Source organism: Sutcliffiella sp. NPDC057660 (assembly GCF_042800035.1).
Taxonomy (GTDB): Bacteria; Bacillota; Bacilli; order Bacillales; family Bacillaceae_I; genus Sutcliffiella_A.
Map to the genome: position 1 here is coordinate 1 of NZ_JBHVHV010000032.1, position 16,720 is coordinate 16,720.

General features: G+C 43.2%; 16 protein-coding genes, 1 tRNA gene, 1 rRNA gene, 1 other RNA gene and 1 other annotated feature. Of the genes, 14 read left to right on the plus strand and 5 right to left on the minus strand.

Going from position 1 to position 16,720, the window contains the following annotated elements:
• Positions 1 to 85: ribosomal RNA gene (gene rrf / locus ACFVAD_RS23845) — 5S ribosomal RNA — on the plus strand; the annotation flags it as partial.
• 520 nt (positions 86 to 605) lie between these two features.
• Here rrf and ACFVAD_RS23850 read toward each other — a convergent pair.
• Positions 606 to 1,574, minus strand: a complete 969-nt coding sequence (locus ACFVAD_RS23850) for a YaaC family protein (protein WP_386646296.1) — start codon at positions 1,572 to 1,574, stop codon at positions 606 to 608.
• A 145-nt stretch (positions 1,575 to 1,719) separates the two neighbouring features.
• Between ACFVAD_RS23850 and guaB the strand changes: the two genes are divergently transcribed.
• From guaB to ACFVAD_RS23880, 6 genes are all read left to right on the plus strand, one after another.
• Positions 1,720 to 3,183, plus strand: coding sequence for an IMP dehydrogenase (guaB, locus tag ACFVAD_RS23855; RefSeq protein ID WP_386646299.1), 1,464 nt, complete (start codon positions 1,720 to 1,722; stop codon positions 3,181 to 3,183).
• Positions 3,184 to 3,318: 135 nt separating this feature from the next.
• A complete protein-coding gene (locus ACFVAD_RS23860; RefSeq protein ID WP_386646302.1) occupies positions 3,319 to 4,677 on the plus strand; it encodes a D-alanyl-D-alanine carboxypeptidase family protein in 1,359 nt (452 codons plus the stop codon).
• Between the two features lie 233 nt (positions 4,678 to 4,910).
• On the plus strand, positions 4,911 to 5,795 hold the full coding sequence (gene pdxS, locus ACFVAD_RS23865) for a pyridoxal 5'-phosphate synthase lyase subunit PdxS (RefSeq protein WP_386646305.1): 885 nt from the start codon (positions 4,911 to 4,913) through the stop codon (positions 5,793 to 5,795).
• Positions 5,796 to 5,813: 18 nt separating this feature from the next.
• Complete coding sequence (pdxT, locus tag ACFVAD_RS23870; RefSeq protein WP_386646307.1) at positions 5,814 to 6,389, plus strand: pyridoxal 5'-phosphate synthase glutaminase subunit PdxT; 576 nt, start codon at positions 5,814 to 5,816, stop codon at positions 6,387 to 6,389.
• 67 nt (positions 6,390 to 6,456) lie between these two features.
• Positions 6,457 to 6,694: a binding site (T-box leader), on the plus strand.
• A gap of 50 nt (positions 6,695 to 6,744) precedes the next feature.
• Positions 6,745 to 8,022, plus strand: coding sequence for a serine--tRNA ligase (gene serS / locus ACFVAD_RS23875; protein WP_386646310.1), 1,278 nt, complete (start codon positions 6,745 to 6,747; stop codon positions 8,020 to 8,022).
• 96 nt (positions 8,023 to 8,118) lie between these two features.
• Positions 8,119 to 8,211: transfer RNA gene (locus ACFVAD_RS23880), tRNA-Ser, on the plus strand.
• A gap of 144 nt (positions 8,212 to 8,355) precedes the next feature.
• Here the strand turns inward: ACFVAD_RS23880 and ACFVAD_RS23885 are convergent.
• The 4 genes from ACFVAD_RS23885 to ACFVAD_RS23900 form a co-directional block, all read right to left on the minus strand.
• Positions 8,356 to 9,024: a deoxynucleoside kinase gene (locus ACFVAD_RS23885; protein WP_386646313.1), complete on the minus strand. Its 669-nt coding sequence runs from the start codon at positions 9,022 to 9,024 to the stop codon at positions 8,356 to 8,358.
• Positions 9,024 to 9,662 (minus strand): deoxynucleoside kinase, encoded by a 639-nt coding sequence (locus ACFVAD_RS23890; RefSeq protein WP_386646316.1) that lies wholly within the window; start codon positions 9,660 to 9,662, stop codon positions 9,024 to 9,026. Before ACFVAD_RS23890 ends, ACFVAD_RS23885 begins: the two co-directional genes overlap by 1 nt.
• 138 nt (positions 9,663 to 9,800) lie before the next feature.
• A complete protein-coding gene (locus ACFVAD_RS23895) occupies positions 9,801 to 11,120 on the minus strand; it encodes a glycosyl hydrolase family 18 protein (protein ID WP_386646318.1) in 1,320 nt (439 codons plus the stop codon).
• Between the two features lie 71 nt (positions 11,121 to 11,191).
• A complete protein-coding gene (locus tag ACFVAD_RS23900; RefSeq protein WP_386646321.1) occupies positions 11,192 to 11,731 on the minus strand; it encodes a cysteine hydrolase family protein in 540 nt (179 codons plus the stop codon).
• Positions 11,732 to 11,813: 82 nt separating this feature from the next.
• Here ACFVAD_RS23900 and tadA point away from each other — a divergent pair, with 82 nt between their 5' ends.
• The 7 genes from tadA (at position 11,814) to ACFVAD_RS23935 (ending at position 16,422) form a co-directional block, all read left to right on the plus strand.
• A complete protein-coding gene (gene tadA, locus ACFVAD_RS23905) occupies positions 11,814 to 12,311 on the plus strand; it encodes a tRNA adenosine(34) deaminase TadA (protein WP_386646324.1) in 498 nt (165 codons plus the stop codon).
• A gap of 99 nt (positions 12,312 to 12,410) precedes the next feature.
• Positions 12,411 to 12,675, plus strand: an RNA gene (ffs, locus tag ACFVAD_RS23910) — signal recognition particle sRNA large type.
• A 164-nt stretch (positions 12,676 to 12,839) separates the two neighbouring features.
• The gene (dnaX, locus tag ACFVAD_RS23915; protein WP_386646327.1) at positions 12,840 to 14,534 is read left to right on the plus strand and encodes a DNA polymerase III subunit gamma/tau; all 1,695 of its coding nucleotides are present in this window, start codon (positions 12,840 to 12,842) and stop codon (positions 14,532 to 14,534) included.
• A gap of 33 nt (positions 14,535 to 14,567) precedes the next feature.
• Positions 14,568 to 14,894: a YbaB/EbfC family nucleoid-associated protein gene (locus tag ACFVAD_RS23920; protein ID WP_386646339.1), complete on the plus strand. Its 327-nt coding sequence runs from the start codon at positions 14,568 to 14,570 to the stop codon at positions 14,892 to 14,894.
• Positions 14,895 to 14,904: 10 nt separating this feature from the next.
• Positions 14,905 to 15,501: a recombination mediator RecR gene (recR, locus tag ACFVAD_RS23925; RefSeq protein ID WP_386646330.1), complete on the plus strand. Its 597-nt coding sequence runs from the start codon at positions 14,905 to 14,907 to the stop codon at positions 15,499 to 15,501.
• A gap of 228 nt (positions 15,502 to 15,729) precedes the next feature.
• Positions 15,730 to 15,942 (plus strand): YaaL family protein, encoded by a 213-nt coding sequence (locus tag ACFVAD_RS23930; protein ID WP_386646333.1) that lies wholly within the window; start codon positions 15,730 to 15,732, stop codon positions 15,940 to 15,942.
• A 216-nt stretch (positions 15,943 to 16,158) separates the two neighbouring features.
• A complete protein-coding gene (locus ACFVAD_RS23935; protein ID WP_386646336.1) occupies positions 16,159 to 16,422 on the plus strand; it encodes a pro-sigmaK processing inhibitor BofA family protein in 264 nt (87 codons plus the stop codon).
• The last annotated feature ends 298 nt before the right edge of the window (positions 16,423 to 16,720 follow it).

The following is a 16,720-nucleotide window of genomic DNA, read 5'->3' on the forward strand; positions in this document are numbered from 1 at the left end:
TCCCATACCGAACACGGAAGTTAAGCTCTTCAGCGCCGATGGTAGTTGGGGGCTGTCCCCCTGTGAGAGTAGGACGTTGCCAGGCAAGTTTAGAGGGAAGATCAGTGCTTAGGTGCTGGTCTTTTTTTGTTTTGGTTTTGTTCTTTGTAATTTTTGTGGTGAGGGGATGGTACTTATTAGTGCCAGGCCCCTCTTTTTTTGTTTTGGGGAGAAAGAGGTTGGGTGGTGGGTGGAGGGGCCAGGCACTGGTGAGGTGTGGAAGTTTGTTTATTTATTGTTCTTTAGATGGGTGTGGTGAGGGGATGGTACTTATTAGTGCCAGGCCCCTCTTTTTTTGTTTTGGGGAGAAAGAGGTTGGGTGGTGGGAGGAGGGGCCAGGCACTGGTGTGGGTGTGGAAGTTGTTTTGTTTATTGTTCTTTAGATGAGTGTGGTGAGGGGACGGTACTTAGTAGTGCCAGGCCCCTCTTTTTTTGTTTTGGGGAGAAAGAGGTTGGGTAGTGGAGGGAGGGGCAAGGCACTGATGTTGTGGGGGGAATGGTGAGCGAGGCAGGCATTGGAGTGGGGGCAGAGGAAGTAAGGGATGCCTCCTGTGCCCGGCTTTTACTTAGTCTTGGATATCAAATACCCGCATTAGGAATGTGTGTAGGTAGTGTGCTGTTTTTTCTGCGGTGATATCTAGGAATTGAATGATGAGTGATAGGTCACTGCTGTTGAAGGTGTGGAGGAGTTCTCCCCACCATTCTGTTTCGTAGCGACAGATCATACTCAGGTTATAGAGCAAGAGGTAATGTACAAGCACCTCTGGAAAGAAAGTGAAATGCTCTTTTTTTCGTGTAATATAGAGCATCGAGTTTTGATGATGATAGAGCAGTGGTGAATAGCTTAAGGACTGATTTTCCTGAGTGCTGCTGAAGGTAATCATCTGCTTGGGTTGTTCATTTTCAAGATGCTTGAAGGATGTGTGGGTTTGGAAATACTGAATAAATCGATCTTGCGTCATTTTATAGTCATCAAGGATGGTTAAAGGAATGGAAACAGTGGAATCAGTTGCCAGTCCAATCGGATAGAAAGGTATTTTATTTTTTGTGATTTTAATGGCTTCTTCCAGCTCCGGAATGGAGTAGAGAAGTTCTTGCATGGAGTATTTCGTCCCTTCCATTTGTTTCACATGAAACATTTTGTCGCTAATGTGCGAAAATAGGCCGTTCTTTTGTATCTTCACTTCGTCCTGGATGAATTCATAGCTTTGTTTCTTTCTTTTTCTTGTAGATACTCCATGTGCCAATACTGCAGTTGATTCCGGATAGGAGGGATCAACAGTTAGCAGGCAAGCTTTTAGCAGTTGTATCATTCCATAAAATAAAAGGACTGGTTTTATGGAGAGAGGTGAGTTTTTGGTTTGCTGAAGGTAGGTTAATCCGTGCTCAATAAAGTAAATGAAGCTGTAAGCGTTTTGATAGCTCTTTTGCTCATAGTTTTCCACCTGGTTTTTCTGATAGCTTTTTTTTAGTAATTTCTGGGCGGTTTCTACAGATTGGAATGGGTGAAAAAGATTTAAATTAGAGTGAGCCATGTTTTTCTTCCACTTCCTCGGTTGATTTGGATATAAATTAAATTTTTAGAAAAATCCAACTTATAATAGTATCCTTGACAGTATTTTGTCCAGTTGATAATCTACTATAAATATATTCGAGGAAAAGAAGGGGGAAAATTTTGTCATGTGGGAAAGCAAATTTGCAAAAGAAGGATTAACTTTTGATGATGTATTACTCGTACCAGCCAAGTCTGAGGTATTACCTAGAGATGTTAGTTTAAAGGTGAAGCTGACAGAGACCTTGCAGTTGAATATACCGATTATCAGTGCTGGTATGGATACTGTGACAGAAGCAGAGATGGCTATTGCAATGGCGAGACAGGGTGGACTGGGGATTATCCATAAAAACATGTCTATTGAACAGCAAGCAGAGCAAGTGGATAAAGTAAAACGTTCAGAGAGAGGCGTTATTACGGATCCTTTCTTTTTAACTCCCGATCATCAAGTGTTTGATGCAGAGCATTTAATGGGCAAGTACAGAATCTCCGGTGTGCCGATAGTGAATAGCAAGGAAGAGCAAAAGCTTGTGGGTATTCTTACTAACCGTGATCTGCGTTTTATCCAAGATTTTTCCATTCCGATTTCCGATGTCATGACAAAAGAAAACCTTGTAACTGCCTCTGTAGGTACGACTTTAGCAGAAGCGGAAAGCATCTTACAGAAATATAAAATTGAAAAGCTTCCTCTAGTTGATGGTGAAGGCATCTTAAAGGGTCTTATCACGATAAAGGATATTGAAAAGGTTATTGAATTCCCTCATTCCTCCAAGGATGACCAAGGCAGACTGCTGGTAGGGGCAGCTGTCGGGGTGACAGGTGATACGATGCTTCGAGTTGAAAAATTAGTTCAGGCGAGTGTGGATGCAATCGTTGTGGATACTGCTCACGGTCACTCGCAAGGGGTATTGGATACGGTGAAGAAAATCAGAAGCAAATATCCAAAGCTGAACATCATTGCAGGAAATGTGGCAACAGCCGAAGCAACAAAGGATTTGATTGAAGCAGGAGCAGATGTGATCAAAGTAGGGATTGGACCTGGTTCCATCTGTACAACACGTGTGGTAGCAGGAGTTGGTGTTCCACAGATTACTGCGGTGTATGATTGTGCAACAGAGGCACGCAAGCATGGTGCATCCATTATCGCGGATGGCGGTATCAAGTATTCCGGAGATATCGTAAAAGCTTTGGCTGCCGGCGGTCATGCAGTAATGCTCGGAAGTATGCTTGGTGGAACAACAGAAAGTCCTGGAGAAACGGAAATATTCCAAGGCAGAAGATTTAAAGTATATCGTGGCATGGGTTCTGTTGGTGCAATGGAAAAAGGAAGCAAAGACCGTTACTTCCAGGAGGACAACAAGAAATTTGTTCCAGAAGGCATTGAAGGACGCATTCCTTATAAAGGTCCGGTTGCTGACACAATCTACCAGATGGTTGGCGGACTTCGTTCCGGCATGGGGTACTGTGGAACAAAAGACCTACAATCCTTAAGAGAAAATTCCCAGTTTGTTAAGATGACGGGTGCAGGGCTGCGTGAGAGCCATCCACATGATGTCCAAATCACAAAAGAATCTCCCAACTACTCCATTTGATTACAAACAATAGTCGCATAGTCGCATAGTCATAGTTGTGACAGAGAAAGAACAAGTCTTTCTCTGTCTATTTTTTTTGCATATAGTGTGTTAAAATAACGACTATGTGAAAAAGTTTCTGGAGGGTAATTTATTGTGAAAAATAATCTTCAACGTTTTATTGCTAGTTTAATAGCCATTACTTTATTGACGACGATTTTTTCAATACAGGATGTACAAGCAGAGGAAAACGACCATTTAAATATAAATGCGGAAGCTGCTCTACTACTTGAACAAAGCACAGGGAAAATCATCTACCAAAAGAATATCGATACAGTACTCGGAATTGCAAGTATGACAAAAATGATGACAGAATACCTGATTCTTGAGGCTGTGCATGAGAAAAAATTATCTTGGGACGATCAGTACAATGTAACTGAATATGTTCATACGATTTCTCAAGATACCAGTTTATCGAACGTTCCATTGCGCAGAGATGGAACTTACAATGCAAGGGAACTGTATGAGGCGATGGCCATCTACTCAGCAAACGGAGCAACGATTGCACTGGCTGAAATGGTTGCTGGTTCCGAAGAAGCATTTGTTGTTAAAATGAATGAAAAAGCAGAAGAATTAGGTTTGAAAGATTATAAATTTGTAAATACAACCGGCCTGAACAATGCAGATCTATACGGGATGCACCCAGCAAACACTGCTGCTGATGAAGAAAATGTGATGTCAGCGCGTGCCACAGCCAAGCTTGCATTTCATTTGCTAAAGGATTTCCCGGAACTTCTGGAGACTTCAAGCATCGACAAGAAAGTATTCCGCGAAGATACGGAAGACAGAATTGAAATGTCCAACTGGAACTGGATGATCCCTACCCTTGTAAAGGGATATGAAGGTGTTGATGGTATCAAGACCGGGTACACGGACTTTGCCGGGTATTCATTCACCGGTACGGTAGAGAAGGACGGCATGCGTTTTATTTCCGTGGTAATGAATGCGAAGAATGAAAGCGGGAATCCGGATGTGGAAGCGCGCTTTGACGAAACAAGAAAATTATTCGATTATGGTTATGCAAACTTCACGGTAAAAGAAATCTACCCTTCCAACTATCAAATTGATGAACATTCTAACTTGAAAGTAGTAAAAGGGAAAGAGAAGAATGTGGAAGTTGCAACAAGTGAACCACTTAATGTATTGGTGAAACGTGGCGAAGAAGAGAAATTTGAGCCGATATATGTGTTTGATGAAAAGGTAGTAAACAAAAAGAAAGAAATCACTGCTCCTATCGAAAAAGGGGCAAAGGTTGGATATCTCACAGTCGAATATACTGGGGAAGATAAGACCGGCTACCTATTTGAAGAAAATAAAAGTGGTGCACAGGCTGATGTTGTGACAACAGAAGCTGTGGAGAAAGCCAATTGGTTCGTCCTGACGATGCGTGGTATTGGAGGATTCTTCGGAGACCTTTGGTCCACCATTGCCAGTTCCATCAAGGGACTGTTTTAATAAAATGTCTGACAGATAAGTGCAAAGAGACTACCAAGTCTTTCTGCACTTATTTTTTTATAAGGGGGACATGTGCCGGGCATACCGGGGCCGGGAAGATTTTCTTTACCCGAAAGAAATTTATTAGGATTTTTGTCGGAATTGAGGTAAAATAAAGGACGTGTAAGAAAATCATATGGACAAGTTCCATTTTATTTAAAACTATTTTAATCTACATACAGGGGGAATTCTCGATGACATTAACAGGTACTGATCGTGTAAAACGTGGAATGGCAGAAATGCAAAAAGGCGGCGTCATCATGGACGTTGTCAATGCGGAGCAAGCTAAGATCGCTGAGGAAGCTGGAGCAGTAGCGGTAATGGCATTAGAGCGCGTTCCTGCTGATATCCGTGCAGCTGGTGGAGTTGCTCGTATGGCAGATCCTACGATCGTGGAAGATGTAATGAAGGCTGTAACGATTCCGGTAATGGCTAAAGCACGTATCGGTCATATTGTAGAAGCACGTATTTTAGAAGCGATGGGTGTAGACTACATCGATGAGAGTGAAGTATTGACTCCTGCCGATGAAGAGTATCACTTGGACAAGCGCCAATATAAAGTACCTTTCGTTTGTGGTTGCCGTGATCTTGGTGAAGCTGCACGCCGTATCGGTGAAGGTGCTTCCATGCTTCGTACAAAAGGTGAGCCTGGTACAGGAAACATCGTGGAGGCTGTTCGCCACATCCGTAAAGTGAACGCACAAGTTCGTAAAGTGGTTGGAATGAACGAAGATGAATTGATGACAGAAGCAAAATTATTAGGAGCACCTTTTGAATTGCTTCTTGAAATTAAGCGCCTTGGCCGTCTGCCGGTAGTTAACTTCGCTGCTGGTGGTATTGCGACACCTGCAGATGCAGCATTAATGATGCAGTTAGGTTCTGATGGGGTATTTGTTGGATCCGGTATCTTCAAATCCGACAACCCGGCTAAATTTGCTCGTGCCATCGTGGAAGCGACTACTCACTACCAGGATTATGAGTTGATTGCCAGCCTATCCAAAGGTTTGGGTGCAGCAATGAAAGGCATCGAGATTTCTACACTATTACCTGAAAATCGCATGCAAGAGCGTGGCTGGTAAGTAAAGGAGTTTTGAATCATGGTGAAGGTTGGAGTCCTGGGACTTCAAGGTGCAGTTCGGGAGCATGTGAAATCGATCGAAGCATCTGGAGCAGAGGCAATTGTAGTAAAGAAAGTGGAACAGCTTGCTGAGATTGATGGTCTGATAATTCCCGGTGGGGAAAGCACGACCATGCGTCGTTTAATTGATAAATATTCCTTCATGGAGCCATTGCGCGAATTTGGCGCGAGTGGAAAGCCTGTTTTTGGTACTTGTGCAGGACTTATTCTCATTGCGAAGGAAATTGTCGGTTATGAGGAGCCGCATCTTGGTTTGATGGATGCCAAAGTGGAGCGTAATTCATTTGGCCGTCAAGTCGACAGCTTCGAGGCGGAACTTACGATTGCAGGCGTGGCCAATGACTTTGTAGGAGTCTTTATCCGTGCTCCACACATCGTGGAGGTTGGAGAGGATGTAGAAGTCCTTTGCAAGCATAATGGCCGCATTGTAGCAGCAAGACAAGGACAATTCCTTGGCTGTTCGTTCCATCCGGAATTGACGGACGATCACCGTATTACGCAGTATTTTGTTAATATGGTGAAAGAGTCTAAATAAAATAGTGTATAAAACTATTGCATGTAAGAGAAACTTGTAGTAAATTATTCGTTAACAAGAAAATATAGCCAAAGCGTTGAGAGGAAATAGTATCAGCTTGTTTTACTTTAGAGAGTCGGTGGCTGGTGAAAACCGATGTAGAGCACTTGAGAATCCATCCTTGAGCAGTGAACCGAATTACCTTTTTCAGGTATAGTAAGTCACTTCGGTAAGATTATTACCGTTATCGAATGAAGTGGGAAAAGGTTTTACATGCCTTTTTCAACAAGGGTGGCAACACGGGATATCAAACTCTCGTCCCTATATGGGGACGGGGGTTTTTTGTGTTTTCTTAAAAAAAGGAGGAATAGGAAAAATGTTGGATTTAAAACTATTGCGTGCCAATTTTGAAGAAATTAAAGGGAAGCTTACTCACCGCGGGGAAGACTTAACAGATCTTGACCGTTTTGAAGAGCTTGATGCGAAAAGAAGAGATTTGTTGGGTCAGACGGAACAACTAAAAAGCAAGCGTAATGAAGTATCCCAACAGATCGCTGTAATGAAGCGTGAAAAGCAGGATGCCGATCATCTGATCAAGGAAATGCGAGAAGTTGGAGACAAAGTTAAAGAGTTGGATGATGAGCTAAGAGGAGTAGAAGAGACATTGGATCTTTTACTGATGTCCATTCCGAATATCCCTCATGAGAGCGTACCTGTTGGGGAAACCGAGGATGACAATGTGGAAGTTCGTAAATGGGGCGAGGTTCCTGTTTTTGACCACGAAGTAAAAGCACACTGGGATATCGCAGATGAGTTGGGAATCCTGGACTTCGAACGTGCCGGCAAGGTAACTGGAAGCCGTTTTGTATTCTATCGCGGACTTGGTGCACGTTTGGAAAGAGCACTATTCAACTTCATGCTTGATTTACATGTTGATGAGCATGGGTACACGGAAGTGCTGCCTCCATATCTCGTAAATCGTGCAAGTATGACAGGGACCGGACAGCTTCCTAAGTTCGAGGAAGATGCTTTCCTGATTGAAAAAGAAGACTATTTCCTAGTTCCGACTGCTGAGGTTCCGATTACAAATATGCATCGGGATGAAATTCTGAGTGTGGATCAGCTGCCGATCAACTATGCAGCATTCAGTGCATGCTTCCGTTCTGAAGCGGGTTCTGCAGGACGTGATACTCGCGGTCTAATCCGCCAGCATCAATTCAATAAAGTGGAGCTTGTGAAGTTTGTAAAGCCGGAAGATTCTTATGAAGAGCTAGAAAAATTAACAGGTAATGCTGAGAAAGTATTGCAGCTTCTTGGACTGCCATACCGTGTGCTGAGCATGTGTACAGCAGACCTTGGATTTACAGCTGCGAAGAAGTACGACATTGAAGTATGGATTCCAAGTGCGGAGACATATCGTGAGATTTCTTCTTGCAGTAACTTTGAGAGCTTCCAGGCACGTCGTGCAGGTATTCGTTTCCGTCGTGATCCAAAGGGTAAACCTGAACATGTGCACACACTGAATGGTTCTGGACTGGCGATTGGCCGTACAGTTGCTGCCATCATCGAGAACTACCAGCAGGCTGATGGATCTGTAGTGATTCCTGAAGTATTGCGTCCATATATGGGTGGCAAGGAATTTTTGACTAAATAGTGAACAAATAAAGGGTGGGGAAAAAAATCTCCATCCTTTTCTTTTATTGCGTTGACAAGTTATTTTGAAATATGATATATTACTTTTTGTTGATACGGAGGAATACCCAAGTCCGGCTGAAGGGATCGGTCTTGAAAACCGACAGGGGTGTCAAAACCCGCGGGGGTTCGAATCCCCCTTCCTCCTCCATCGATTTATTTATAAAAGGTGATTTTACCTAAAGCGCATAAAATGGAGATTGTTCGTTACATTGGAGAAAGTAACGATTTTTTTATTGTCAAAGATGGAAGCGACGCCGTCTGAGACAATAAATAAGCCGCCTATATAGGCGGCTTATTTTTTTAGCAAAAGTGATTGCTTCATATGATGGGAGATCTTTTCTATGATCGGCTCAACTGAATTGGAATTACTCAAAACATCATATTCGTTGATATTTAAACGAAGTACAGGACATGCGTGAAAGCTGTTGATCCATTTTTCATAGCGTTCGTGCATTTCTTCCCAGTACGAGATTGGTGTTTGCTGTTCCATTGGACGTCCGCGTTCCTGGATTCTTCCGAGAATATCATCCAAGCTTCCTTCCAAATAGATCAAGAGGTCCGGATGAGGGAAATATGGTGTCATGACCATTGCCTCAAAAAGGCTTGTATAGGTTTCATAATCCACCTTCGTCATCGTCCCTTTTTCATAATGCATATTTGCGAAAATCCCTGTATCTTCATAAATGGAACGATCCTGAACGAAGCCTCCGCCATATTCGAAAATCTTCTTCTGATCCTTAAAGCGCTCCGCCAGGAAGTAGATCTGCAAATGAAAGCTCCAGCGTTCGAAATCCGCATAGAACTTGTCCAGATATGGATTTGTATCCACTTTTTCGAAAGAAGTACGAAAGCCTAGTGCGTTTGCTAAAGCGTTTGTCATGGTTGATTTTCCGACACCGACTGTTCCGGCAATCGTAATGACCGCATTGGAGGGGATGCCGTATTTTTCACGTAGATTCATTAAATGATAACTCCTTTTTTCAAGGTATCGCGCAATTGATTGAAGATTTTTTGCTTATCCTCTTCCCGCTGTATAAAATCTATTTCATCCCCATTGAAGCGTAAGATCGGGAGGGATGGGTATATCTGTTCTAGTCGATCCATTTCTTCATCATAATCCATACTAAGCTGTTGAAGATAAAGCGGGTCGATTTTCTTTTCGATATCTCTCCCACGCATTGCAATCCTACTTAATAAGGTATCCAAACTTGCATGCAAATAGATGATGACATTTGGTTTAGGCATATCCGATGTCAGGATGTCGTAGATTTGCAGGTATTTGTCATACTGTTTGTCCCTTAATGTACGCTTTGCAAAAATAAGATTCTTCATGATGTGGTAGTCCGATACAACCGGTGCCCCGTTCTGTAAATGAAGCCGATCGATATCTTCTAGCTGCTTATATCTATTGCACAGAAAAAACATTTCCGTCTGGAAACTCCACTCATCTATATCTTCATAGAATTTTCCGAGAAAAGGATTTTCGTCTACTATTTCTTTTAATAACTGATACTGGAACTCCTCTGCAATCTTCTTTGCAAGTGAGGTTTTTCCAACACCAATCGGCCCTTCAACTGTAATAAATGGTGTTGCTTGCATCCAATGAACCCCCTTAATTAAACCGAACACTCATCAATATTTTGACAGACATTTAACATTCTATCACAGATGATGTAAATATGGATTAGGAAATTATGAAAAAAAAGAGACTGAATACCATTTCAGCCTCCGAACTTTTTATCTATATGCTTGATGATACCACCGAGCTGTAGGGTTTTTAACCACATTGAAGTTATCGGTTATCAGGAGCCAATTTTGCGGGAAGGAGAGTCCGAGCTTCCAATAGCTGATGCCTCTCAGGTTCAATTCTTTTAACAAGTCAAACTTTGCTTGGATCGACCGGGCATCCTCAAACCAGACTTTATGTTCCTTCCCTTGTTTATCCCAATAATTGAAATGGGGTGCCTGTGCCTTCTCATCGTATTGAATGGCCGCATTATTATCACTGGCAAGCTGGATGGCTGCCTGAGGGCTGATCGCTTTGGCAAATTCACCGCCGGGTTTGAAGGGAAGCGTCCAGTCATATCCGTATAGGTTCTGTCCCATCATGATTTTATTCCCCGGCATTTCGGTCAATGCGTATTCAAGCACCTCTCTTACAGGCCCGATCGGCGAGACGGCCATAGGTGGTCCTCCGCTATAGCCCCATTCATACGTCATGATGATGACAAAGTCTACAATCTCACCGTGTGCTTTGTAGTCGTGGGCTTCATACCATTTCCCTTTTTGGTCTGCCTTTGTTTTTGGAGCCAAAGCGGTGGAAATGAGCCATCCTTCCTTTTTGAAACGGTCGCGTGCTTTTCGTAAAAACGTGTTATAGGCTTCCTTATCAGCCGGTCGCAGGAATTCGAAATCAAAATGGATATCCTTGAAGTTATATTTTTTTGCAGTTACTACCACGTTATCAAGAAACTTGTTTTGGACAGACATATTCGTCAATATAATCCGGCCGAGCTCATCACTGAAGCCGTCATCTTCAAGATTGGTGAGGACCATCATGAGTGTGACATTATTGGCCTCGGCTATTTGCTGGAAGTTGTTCAGTGGTGGTTCCTCAAGAGAACCGTCACGCTGTACACGAAAGCTGAATGGTGCGAGATAGGTCAGATAAGGAGCTGTATTCCTTGCACTTTGTTCGAGCTGAGGGGAAACCGTATTTCCTCTTGGCTCAATATATGCATTGATTTCCGCTTCCCGTTTGGATTGTGGTGGAATATAAAGTCTGAGGCCGGTGCGCAGGGGCTGATTGGCATTCAATTGGTTGACCCGTGCCAGGAGCTGTGGGGTTGTATTGAACCTCCTTGCTATGGAATCAAGTGTGTCGCCTTGCTGCACATAATAGAACCTTCCCACAATTGGAATTACGAGCGACTGCCCGATTACAAGATTATCTGGATTGGGCAATTCGTTTGCTTCTATTAAATCTTCAGGGGTCGTAGCATAAGCCTGCGAAATCCCGTAGATTGATTGTCCTTGCCTAACGACATGAATTTGCATGGTTCGTCCCTCCTATTCATCATCCTTTATCAATGTATGAGAATAGTGAGGGAAACATGCAAGGAGGTTCTTTACTGCTTCAACAATGCATCTGTCGTATATATGGAGGCCTTCAGGACATTCCTCATCATCGTGATTGCATATTCATTATCCTCGTCTGCCGTAGAAGCGATGGCATCTGTTGGTACAAGAAGCTTTATCTCTCGCATATATGCGTCATTTGCAGTAAAAAGGACGCATATATTTCCGGCAATACCTGTCAGAATGAGAGAGTTTACTCCAAGCTGGGACAAAAGTGTATGTAACGCAGTGCCAAAAAAAGCAGAGTGCTTCGGTTTGATCAGAAAATAGTCATCCCCCTCTGGGCAGAGGTTTTCAATGATGCTTTTACTAAGTGGATTATTGCATTTCTCCATAATCTTGTTATAGTCTGCCTGCCATAGCTGATAATGATCGTTTACATAGATGATTGGAAGACCGTTCGCCTTCATGTATTTTTTTAGTTTTAAAATGTTAGGCGCAATGGCAACGGTTTTCTTAGCCAGTGTTTTTCCGTGCTTAAACTGAAAATCATTGATAATATCTATAATAAGTAATGCCGTATGCTCCAAGTATTATCACCTCATGCAGATTAGTCTATGGAATTGGGGTCAAGAATATAAACAAGCTTGTAAAAAGAAAGGAATCCGGGGTATGCAGGAAAAAACCGATGAATGGTTCATGAAACTGGCAATAGAAGAAGCAAAAAAAGCGGAAGGGTTGGCGGAAGTACCGATCGGAGCGGTAATAGTTCTGGATGGAGAGGTCATTGCAAGGGGCCATAACTTGAGGGAGACGACTCAGAGATCCATCACCCATGCCGAAATACTGGCTATCGATGAAGCATGCAAGCAGCTGGGTACATGGAGGTTGGAGAATACCACCCTTTATGTCACGCTCGAGCCATGTCCGATGTGTGCGGGCGCAATAGTTTTATCGCGAGTGCAAAAGGTCGTGTACGGTGCCATTGATCCGAAAGCAGGTTGCGCCGGTACTTTAATGAACCTGTTGGAGGAACCACGATTTAATCACCAGACCGAAATAGTGAGTGGGGTATTGGAGGAAGAGTGTGGGGCTCTCCTTTCAGATTTTTTCAGAAAGCTTCGTCAGGAAAAGAAGGAGAAAAAGAAGCAGTCGAAAAACGGATCCTAATATTTTACAGTTGGTTATGGTTGCAATTTCTCCTTTTTTCCCTTATACTAAATAATGCGTCGGACATAAAGACGCACGAACCTTTTGGTTTTAATTTTGTCGTGCTAAGCGGGGAGGTAGCGGTGCCCTGAACTCGCAATCCGCTCTAGCGAGGCTGAATCCCTTCTCGAGGTTAGCAGGCTGTAGGGTCTGCCTTAAGTAAGTGGTGTTGACACCTGGGTCCTGCGCAATGGGAACCCGTGAACCATGTCAGGTCCGGAAGGAAGCAGCATTAAGCGGACTCTCTCATGTGCCGCAGGGTTGCCTGGGTCGAGCTAACTGCTTAAGTAACGCTTATGGTGGCTAATCGACAGAAGGTGCACGGCAGTTATAAATAGTCATTCAAACTCACTCTATTGCAGGGTGGGTTTTTTTGCTGTCTATTTATTCTTTTTGCGAAAATAAATCAAGCCTTTTCATGTTTGCTTTTGAAATTGAATCCATTTCTACGGTATAATGGAAAGGATAAGAAAGAAGGAGGGCATATTGGTGGCATATCAAGCTTTATATCGTGTTTTTCGACCACAGCTTTTTCAGGATGTCGTGGGACAGGAACATATAACCAAAACCTTACAAAACGCCCTGCTTCAACAGAAGTTCTCCCATGCCTATCTTTTTTCAGGCCCAAGAGGAACCGGAAAAACAAGTGCGGCAAAGATTTTAGCAAAGGCTGTGAACTGCGAACACGCACCTGTTGCAGAGCCTTGTAACGAATGCCCCTCCTGCAGGGGAATCACAGATGGATCCATATCAGATGTAATGGAAATAGATGCGGCCTCCAATAACGGGGTCGATGAAATCCGTGATATCAGGGACAAGGTGAAATATGCACCGAGCGCGGTCAAGTATAAAGTATATATCATAGATGAAGTACATATGCTTTCCATCGGAGCCTTCAACGCCTTATTAAAAACGCTGGAAGAGCCTCCGAAACACGTGATTTTCATTCTGGCTACAACCGAGCCGCATAAAATCCCGCTGACCATCATATCGCGTTGTCAGCGATTTGATTTCAGAAGAATTACCGCTGAATCCATTGTCGGCAGGTTGGAAACCGTGCTGAAAGCCCAGGAGATCGAAAGTGAGCCTCATGCTCTTGCCGTGATAGCGAGAGCGGCTGAGGGTGGGATGCGTGATGCCTTGAGTCTGATGGACCAGGCCATCTCCTTCAGCGACGGGATCCTAACCGTACAGGATGCCCTTTCCATCACAGGATCTGTCTCTCAGACGTTTCTGACCGATCTGGTAAAAGCCCTGCATCAAAAGAATGTCGCGGATGCTTTGGATTCCCTGAATTCCGTTTTCCGGTCAGGCAAGGATCCTTCAAGATTTTTGGAGGATTTGATTTTCTATTATCGGGATATGCTGCTCTATAAAACTGCCCCAAGGCTCGAGCAGATCCTGGATAGAGTGCAGGTCGATGAGGGATTCAGGACATTTGCGGAGGAAATCCCTTCTGAGACCATCTATGAAACGATCGATATACTCAATAAGAGCCAGCAGGAGATGAAGTGGACCAATCATCCACGGATCTATCTTGAGGTGGCAATTGTGAAACTCTGTCAGCTTGAGGGTTCTTCGAAGGAAGCGGCAGATCAAGATCAGGTGAATATCCTCATGAAGAAAATCACCTTGCTGGAAAATAAGGTGAAAGAATTATCTTCGGGTAAACTGGTCGAAGCCAACCAAGCGGCGACAGCTGCAGCCAAAACACCTGCAAGATCTGGTGGAGGATCACGTAATGGGTTCAAACCGGCAGTCGGGCGTATCCAGGAAGTGCTGAAAACTGCTACAAGAGGCGATTTGGAAAGCATAAAAGGCAGCTGGGCTCAGTTATTGGAGACGCTTCGGAAGCAGAACAGGGTGTCCCATGCGGCTTTATTGACAGATAGTGAGCCGGTTGCTGCTTCCAACCAGGCTTTTGTGTTAAAATTCAAGTATGAGATACATTGCAAGATGGCATCTGATGACCAGGTAAAGCAGAATCTGGAGCAGATCCTGATGGAGCTTACCGGAAAATCCTTCGATATGCTGGCTGTACCTGAAACGGAGTGGCAGCAGATTCGGGAGGACTTCATCCGAGGCCAGAAAGATGAGACCGGTGGAGACCGGCAGGAAGAGGACCCATTTATTGAAGAGGCCAAGAAATTGGTAGGTCCTGAGCTGATTGAAATAAAAGAATAAACCATTAACCAATATTAGGAGGAATGACTTATGATGCGTGGTGGCGGAATGGGTAACATGCAAAAAATGATGAAACAAATGCAAAAAATGCAAAAGGATATGGCGAAAGCGCAAGAGGAACTAGCTGAAAAGACAATTGAAGGTACTGCTGGCGGCGGTATGGTTACGGTTGTAGTAAACGGCCAGAAAGAAATCATTTCTGTGAATATTAAAGAGGAAGTAGTAGACCCGGAAGATATCGAAATGCTGCAAGATCTAGTACTGGCTGCTACAAATGATGCCTTGAAGAAAATGGAGGAGTTGACTAACGATACAATGGGTCAATTCACCAAAGGGTTAAACATGCCAGGACTTTTCTAGGAGGACTTTTATGCACTATCCTGAGCCTATATCAAAGCTGATTGACAGCTTTATGAAATTGCCGGGTATCGGCCCGAAAACGGCCGCACGTCTGGCTTTTTTCGTATTGAATATGAAAGAAGACACCGTATTGGACTTTGCGAAAGCATTGGTCAATGCGAAAAGGAACTTATCGTACTGCACTGTTTGCGGACATATCACCGATAAGGATCCATGCTATATCTGTGAGGATAACCGACGTGACCAGACCGTTATTTGCATAGTCCAGGAAACCAAGGATGTAATCGCCATGGAGAAGATGAAGGACTATAACGGCCTCTATCACGTATTACATGGTGCCATCTCGCCTATGGATGGAATAGGGCCGGAGGATATCAAAATCCCTGAACTAATCAAACGATTACAGGATGATGTGGTTCAGGAATTGATTCTCGCTACCAATCCAAACATTGAGGGAGAAGCAACCGCGATGTATATATCAAGGCTTCTAAAACCGACAGGAATCAAAATGACACGTATCGCACACGGTCTTCCGGTCGGCGGAGACCTGGAGTACGCAGATGAAGTGACACTATCCAAGGCGTTAGAAGGACGAAGAGAGATTTAATTAGGCTCTTTTCGTAATGTTTGTTGCTTATGTTCGTAAAAAATCAGTTTTTGGATTTTTTACAGAATTTATCCCTGTATGATTCAAAAGAAAATAAATCTATTACACGGGAAAAGAGCACGAAAGTAAACAGTATTACGTGTTTACGTTGAATGCGTCAAAAGCGGCAATGTATGCGAAAACAGCCTTTAACTATGATGAATCCATGTAAAGGGGCTGACACTAGCTATGTTTTTTCGTAAAAAAGACCGTTTGAAAAAACAGTTCGATGCCAAGCTCATGGAAATAACCGAGTCGTGCAAAGATCGTTGGACAAAACAAAAAAGCCTTGTTGAGAAGAGTGTAGAGCCTTCCGAAGAGGTAATCTGCCAACTCAAAATGGCAGAAGCCAAATATCTCTTCTTATTAAAAGAAGTTCGTACCAGAATGACAGTTAAATAGCAGAGAAATAAAAAAGTACGTTACATACCGCAGCCGACCAGGCTGCGGTATTTTTATTACGGTGTAAAAGTTTGAACAGAAGGAAAGGAATTCTTCTATATTAATAGAAGAAGGGGAGGCATCGCTATTGTTCTGTTATAAACTTCTACAGGTTGTTCTGAAATCTTTAAGGCAACATACAATTACAATATAGTACAAGCTGAGGAGGGAGCAGATTTGCAGCCATTGATAGTGATTGGAATAATAGGAGCGCTCATTTTATTGGTTCTCATAGTAGGAACTCCCCTGAAACCATTGCGATTTGTTGGACAAACAGCCATTAAAATCATGATAGGTGCGCTGTTCTTGTTTTTCTTGAATGCATTCGGAAATTCAATGGGGATACATGTCCCGATCAACTTGGCCACCTCTGCCATTTCAGGGGTGCTTGGAATCCCTGGTGTAGCAGCCTTGGTGATCATCCAAATGTATATTATTTAATAAGGCAAAGGTTCCTCTGAAAAAAGAGGAATTTTTTTTGTTTTTTTTATTGACTCGGGTGTTATTAAGATGGTATATTAGATTTCGTTGTCACAAACGAATCGCGTTTTTGAAAAACTTCTTCTTAAAAAAAGTTGTTGACTCGCTTTTGTGGGTGTGATAAGATAATAAAGTCGCTTCGAGAGAACGACTTATAAAAAAGTTCTTTGAAAACTAAACAAAACAACAGCGTCCACGTTAATCTTATAGGGATTAACAAAGAACGAAAATGTAACATAAGCTAGTCAACATTTGAGCA

Excerpts from the sequence above, each read along its gene's own strand:
- ACFVAD_RS23850 (WP_386646296.1), bottom strand. The coding sequence starts at position 1,574 with ATGGCTCACTCTAATTTAAATCTTTTTCACCCATTCCAATCTGTAGAA.
- guaB (WP_386646299.1), top strand. The coding sequence starts at position 1,720 with ATGTGGGAAAGCAAATTTGCAAAAGAAGGATTAACTTTTGATGATGTA.
- pdxS (WP_386646305.1), top strand. The coding sequence starts at position 4,911 with ATGACATTAACAGGTACTGATCGTGTAAAACGTGGAATGGCAGAAATG.
- pdxT (WP_386646307.1), top strand. The coding sequence starts at position 5,814 with ATGGTGAAGGTTGGAGTCCTGGGACTTCAAGGTGCAGTTCGGGAGCAT.
- serS (WP_386646310.1), top strand. The coding sequence starts at position 6,745 with ATGTTGGATTTAAAACTATTGCGTGCCAATTTTGAAGAAATTAAAGGG.
- ACFVAD_RS23885 (WP_386646313.1), bottom strand. The coding sequence starts at position 9,024 with ATGAATCTACGTGAAAAATACGGCATCCCCTCCAATGCGGTCATTACG.
- ACFVAD_RS23890 (WP_386646316.1), bottom strand. The coding sequence starts at position 9,662 with ATGCAAGCAACACCATTTATTACAGTTGAAGGGCCGATTGGTGTTGGA.
- ACFVAD_RS23895 (WP_386646318.1), bottom strand. The coding sequence starts at position 11,120 with ATGCAAATTCATGTCGTTAGGCAAGGACAATCAATCTACGGGATTTCG.
- tadA (WP_386646324.1), top strand. The coding sequence starts at position 11,814 with ATGCAGGAAAAAACCGATGAATGGTTCATGAAACTGGCAATAGAAGAA.
- ACFVAD_RS23920 (WP_386646339.1), top strand. The coding sequence starts at position 14,568 with ATGCGTGGTGGCGGAATGGGTAACATGCAAAAAATGATGAAACAAATG.
- recR (WP_386646330.1), top strand. The coding sequence starts at position 14,905 with ATGCACTATCCTGAGCCTATATCAAAGCTGATTGACAGCTTTATGAAA.
- ACFVAD_RS23930 (WP_386646333.1), top strand. The coding sequence starts at position 15,730 with ATGTTTTTTCGTAAAAAAGACCGTTTGAAAAAACAGTTCGATGCCAAG.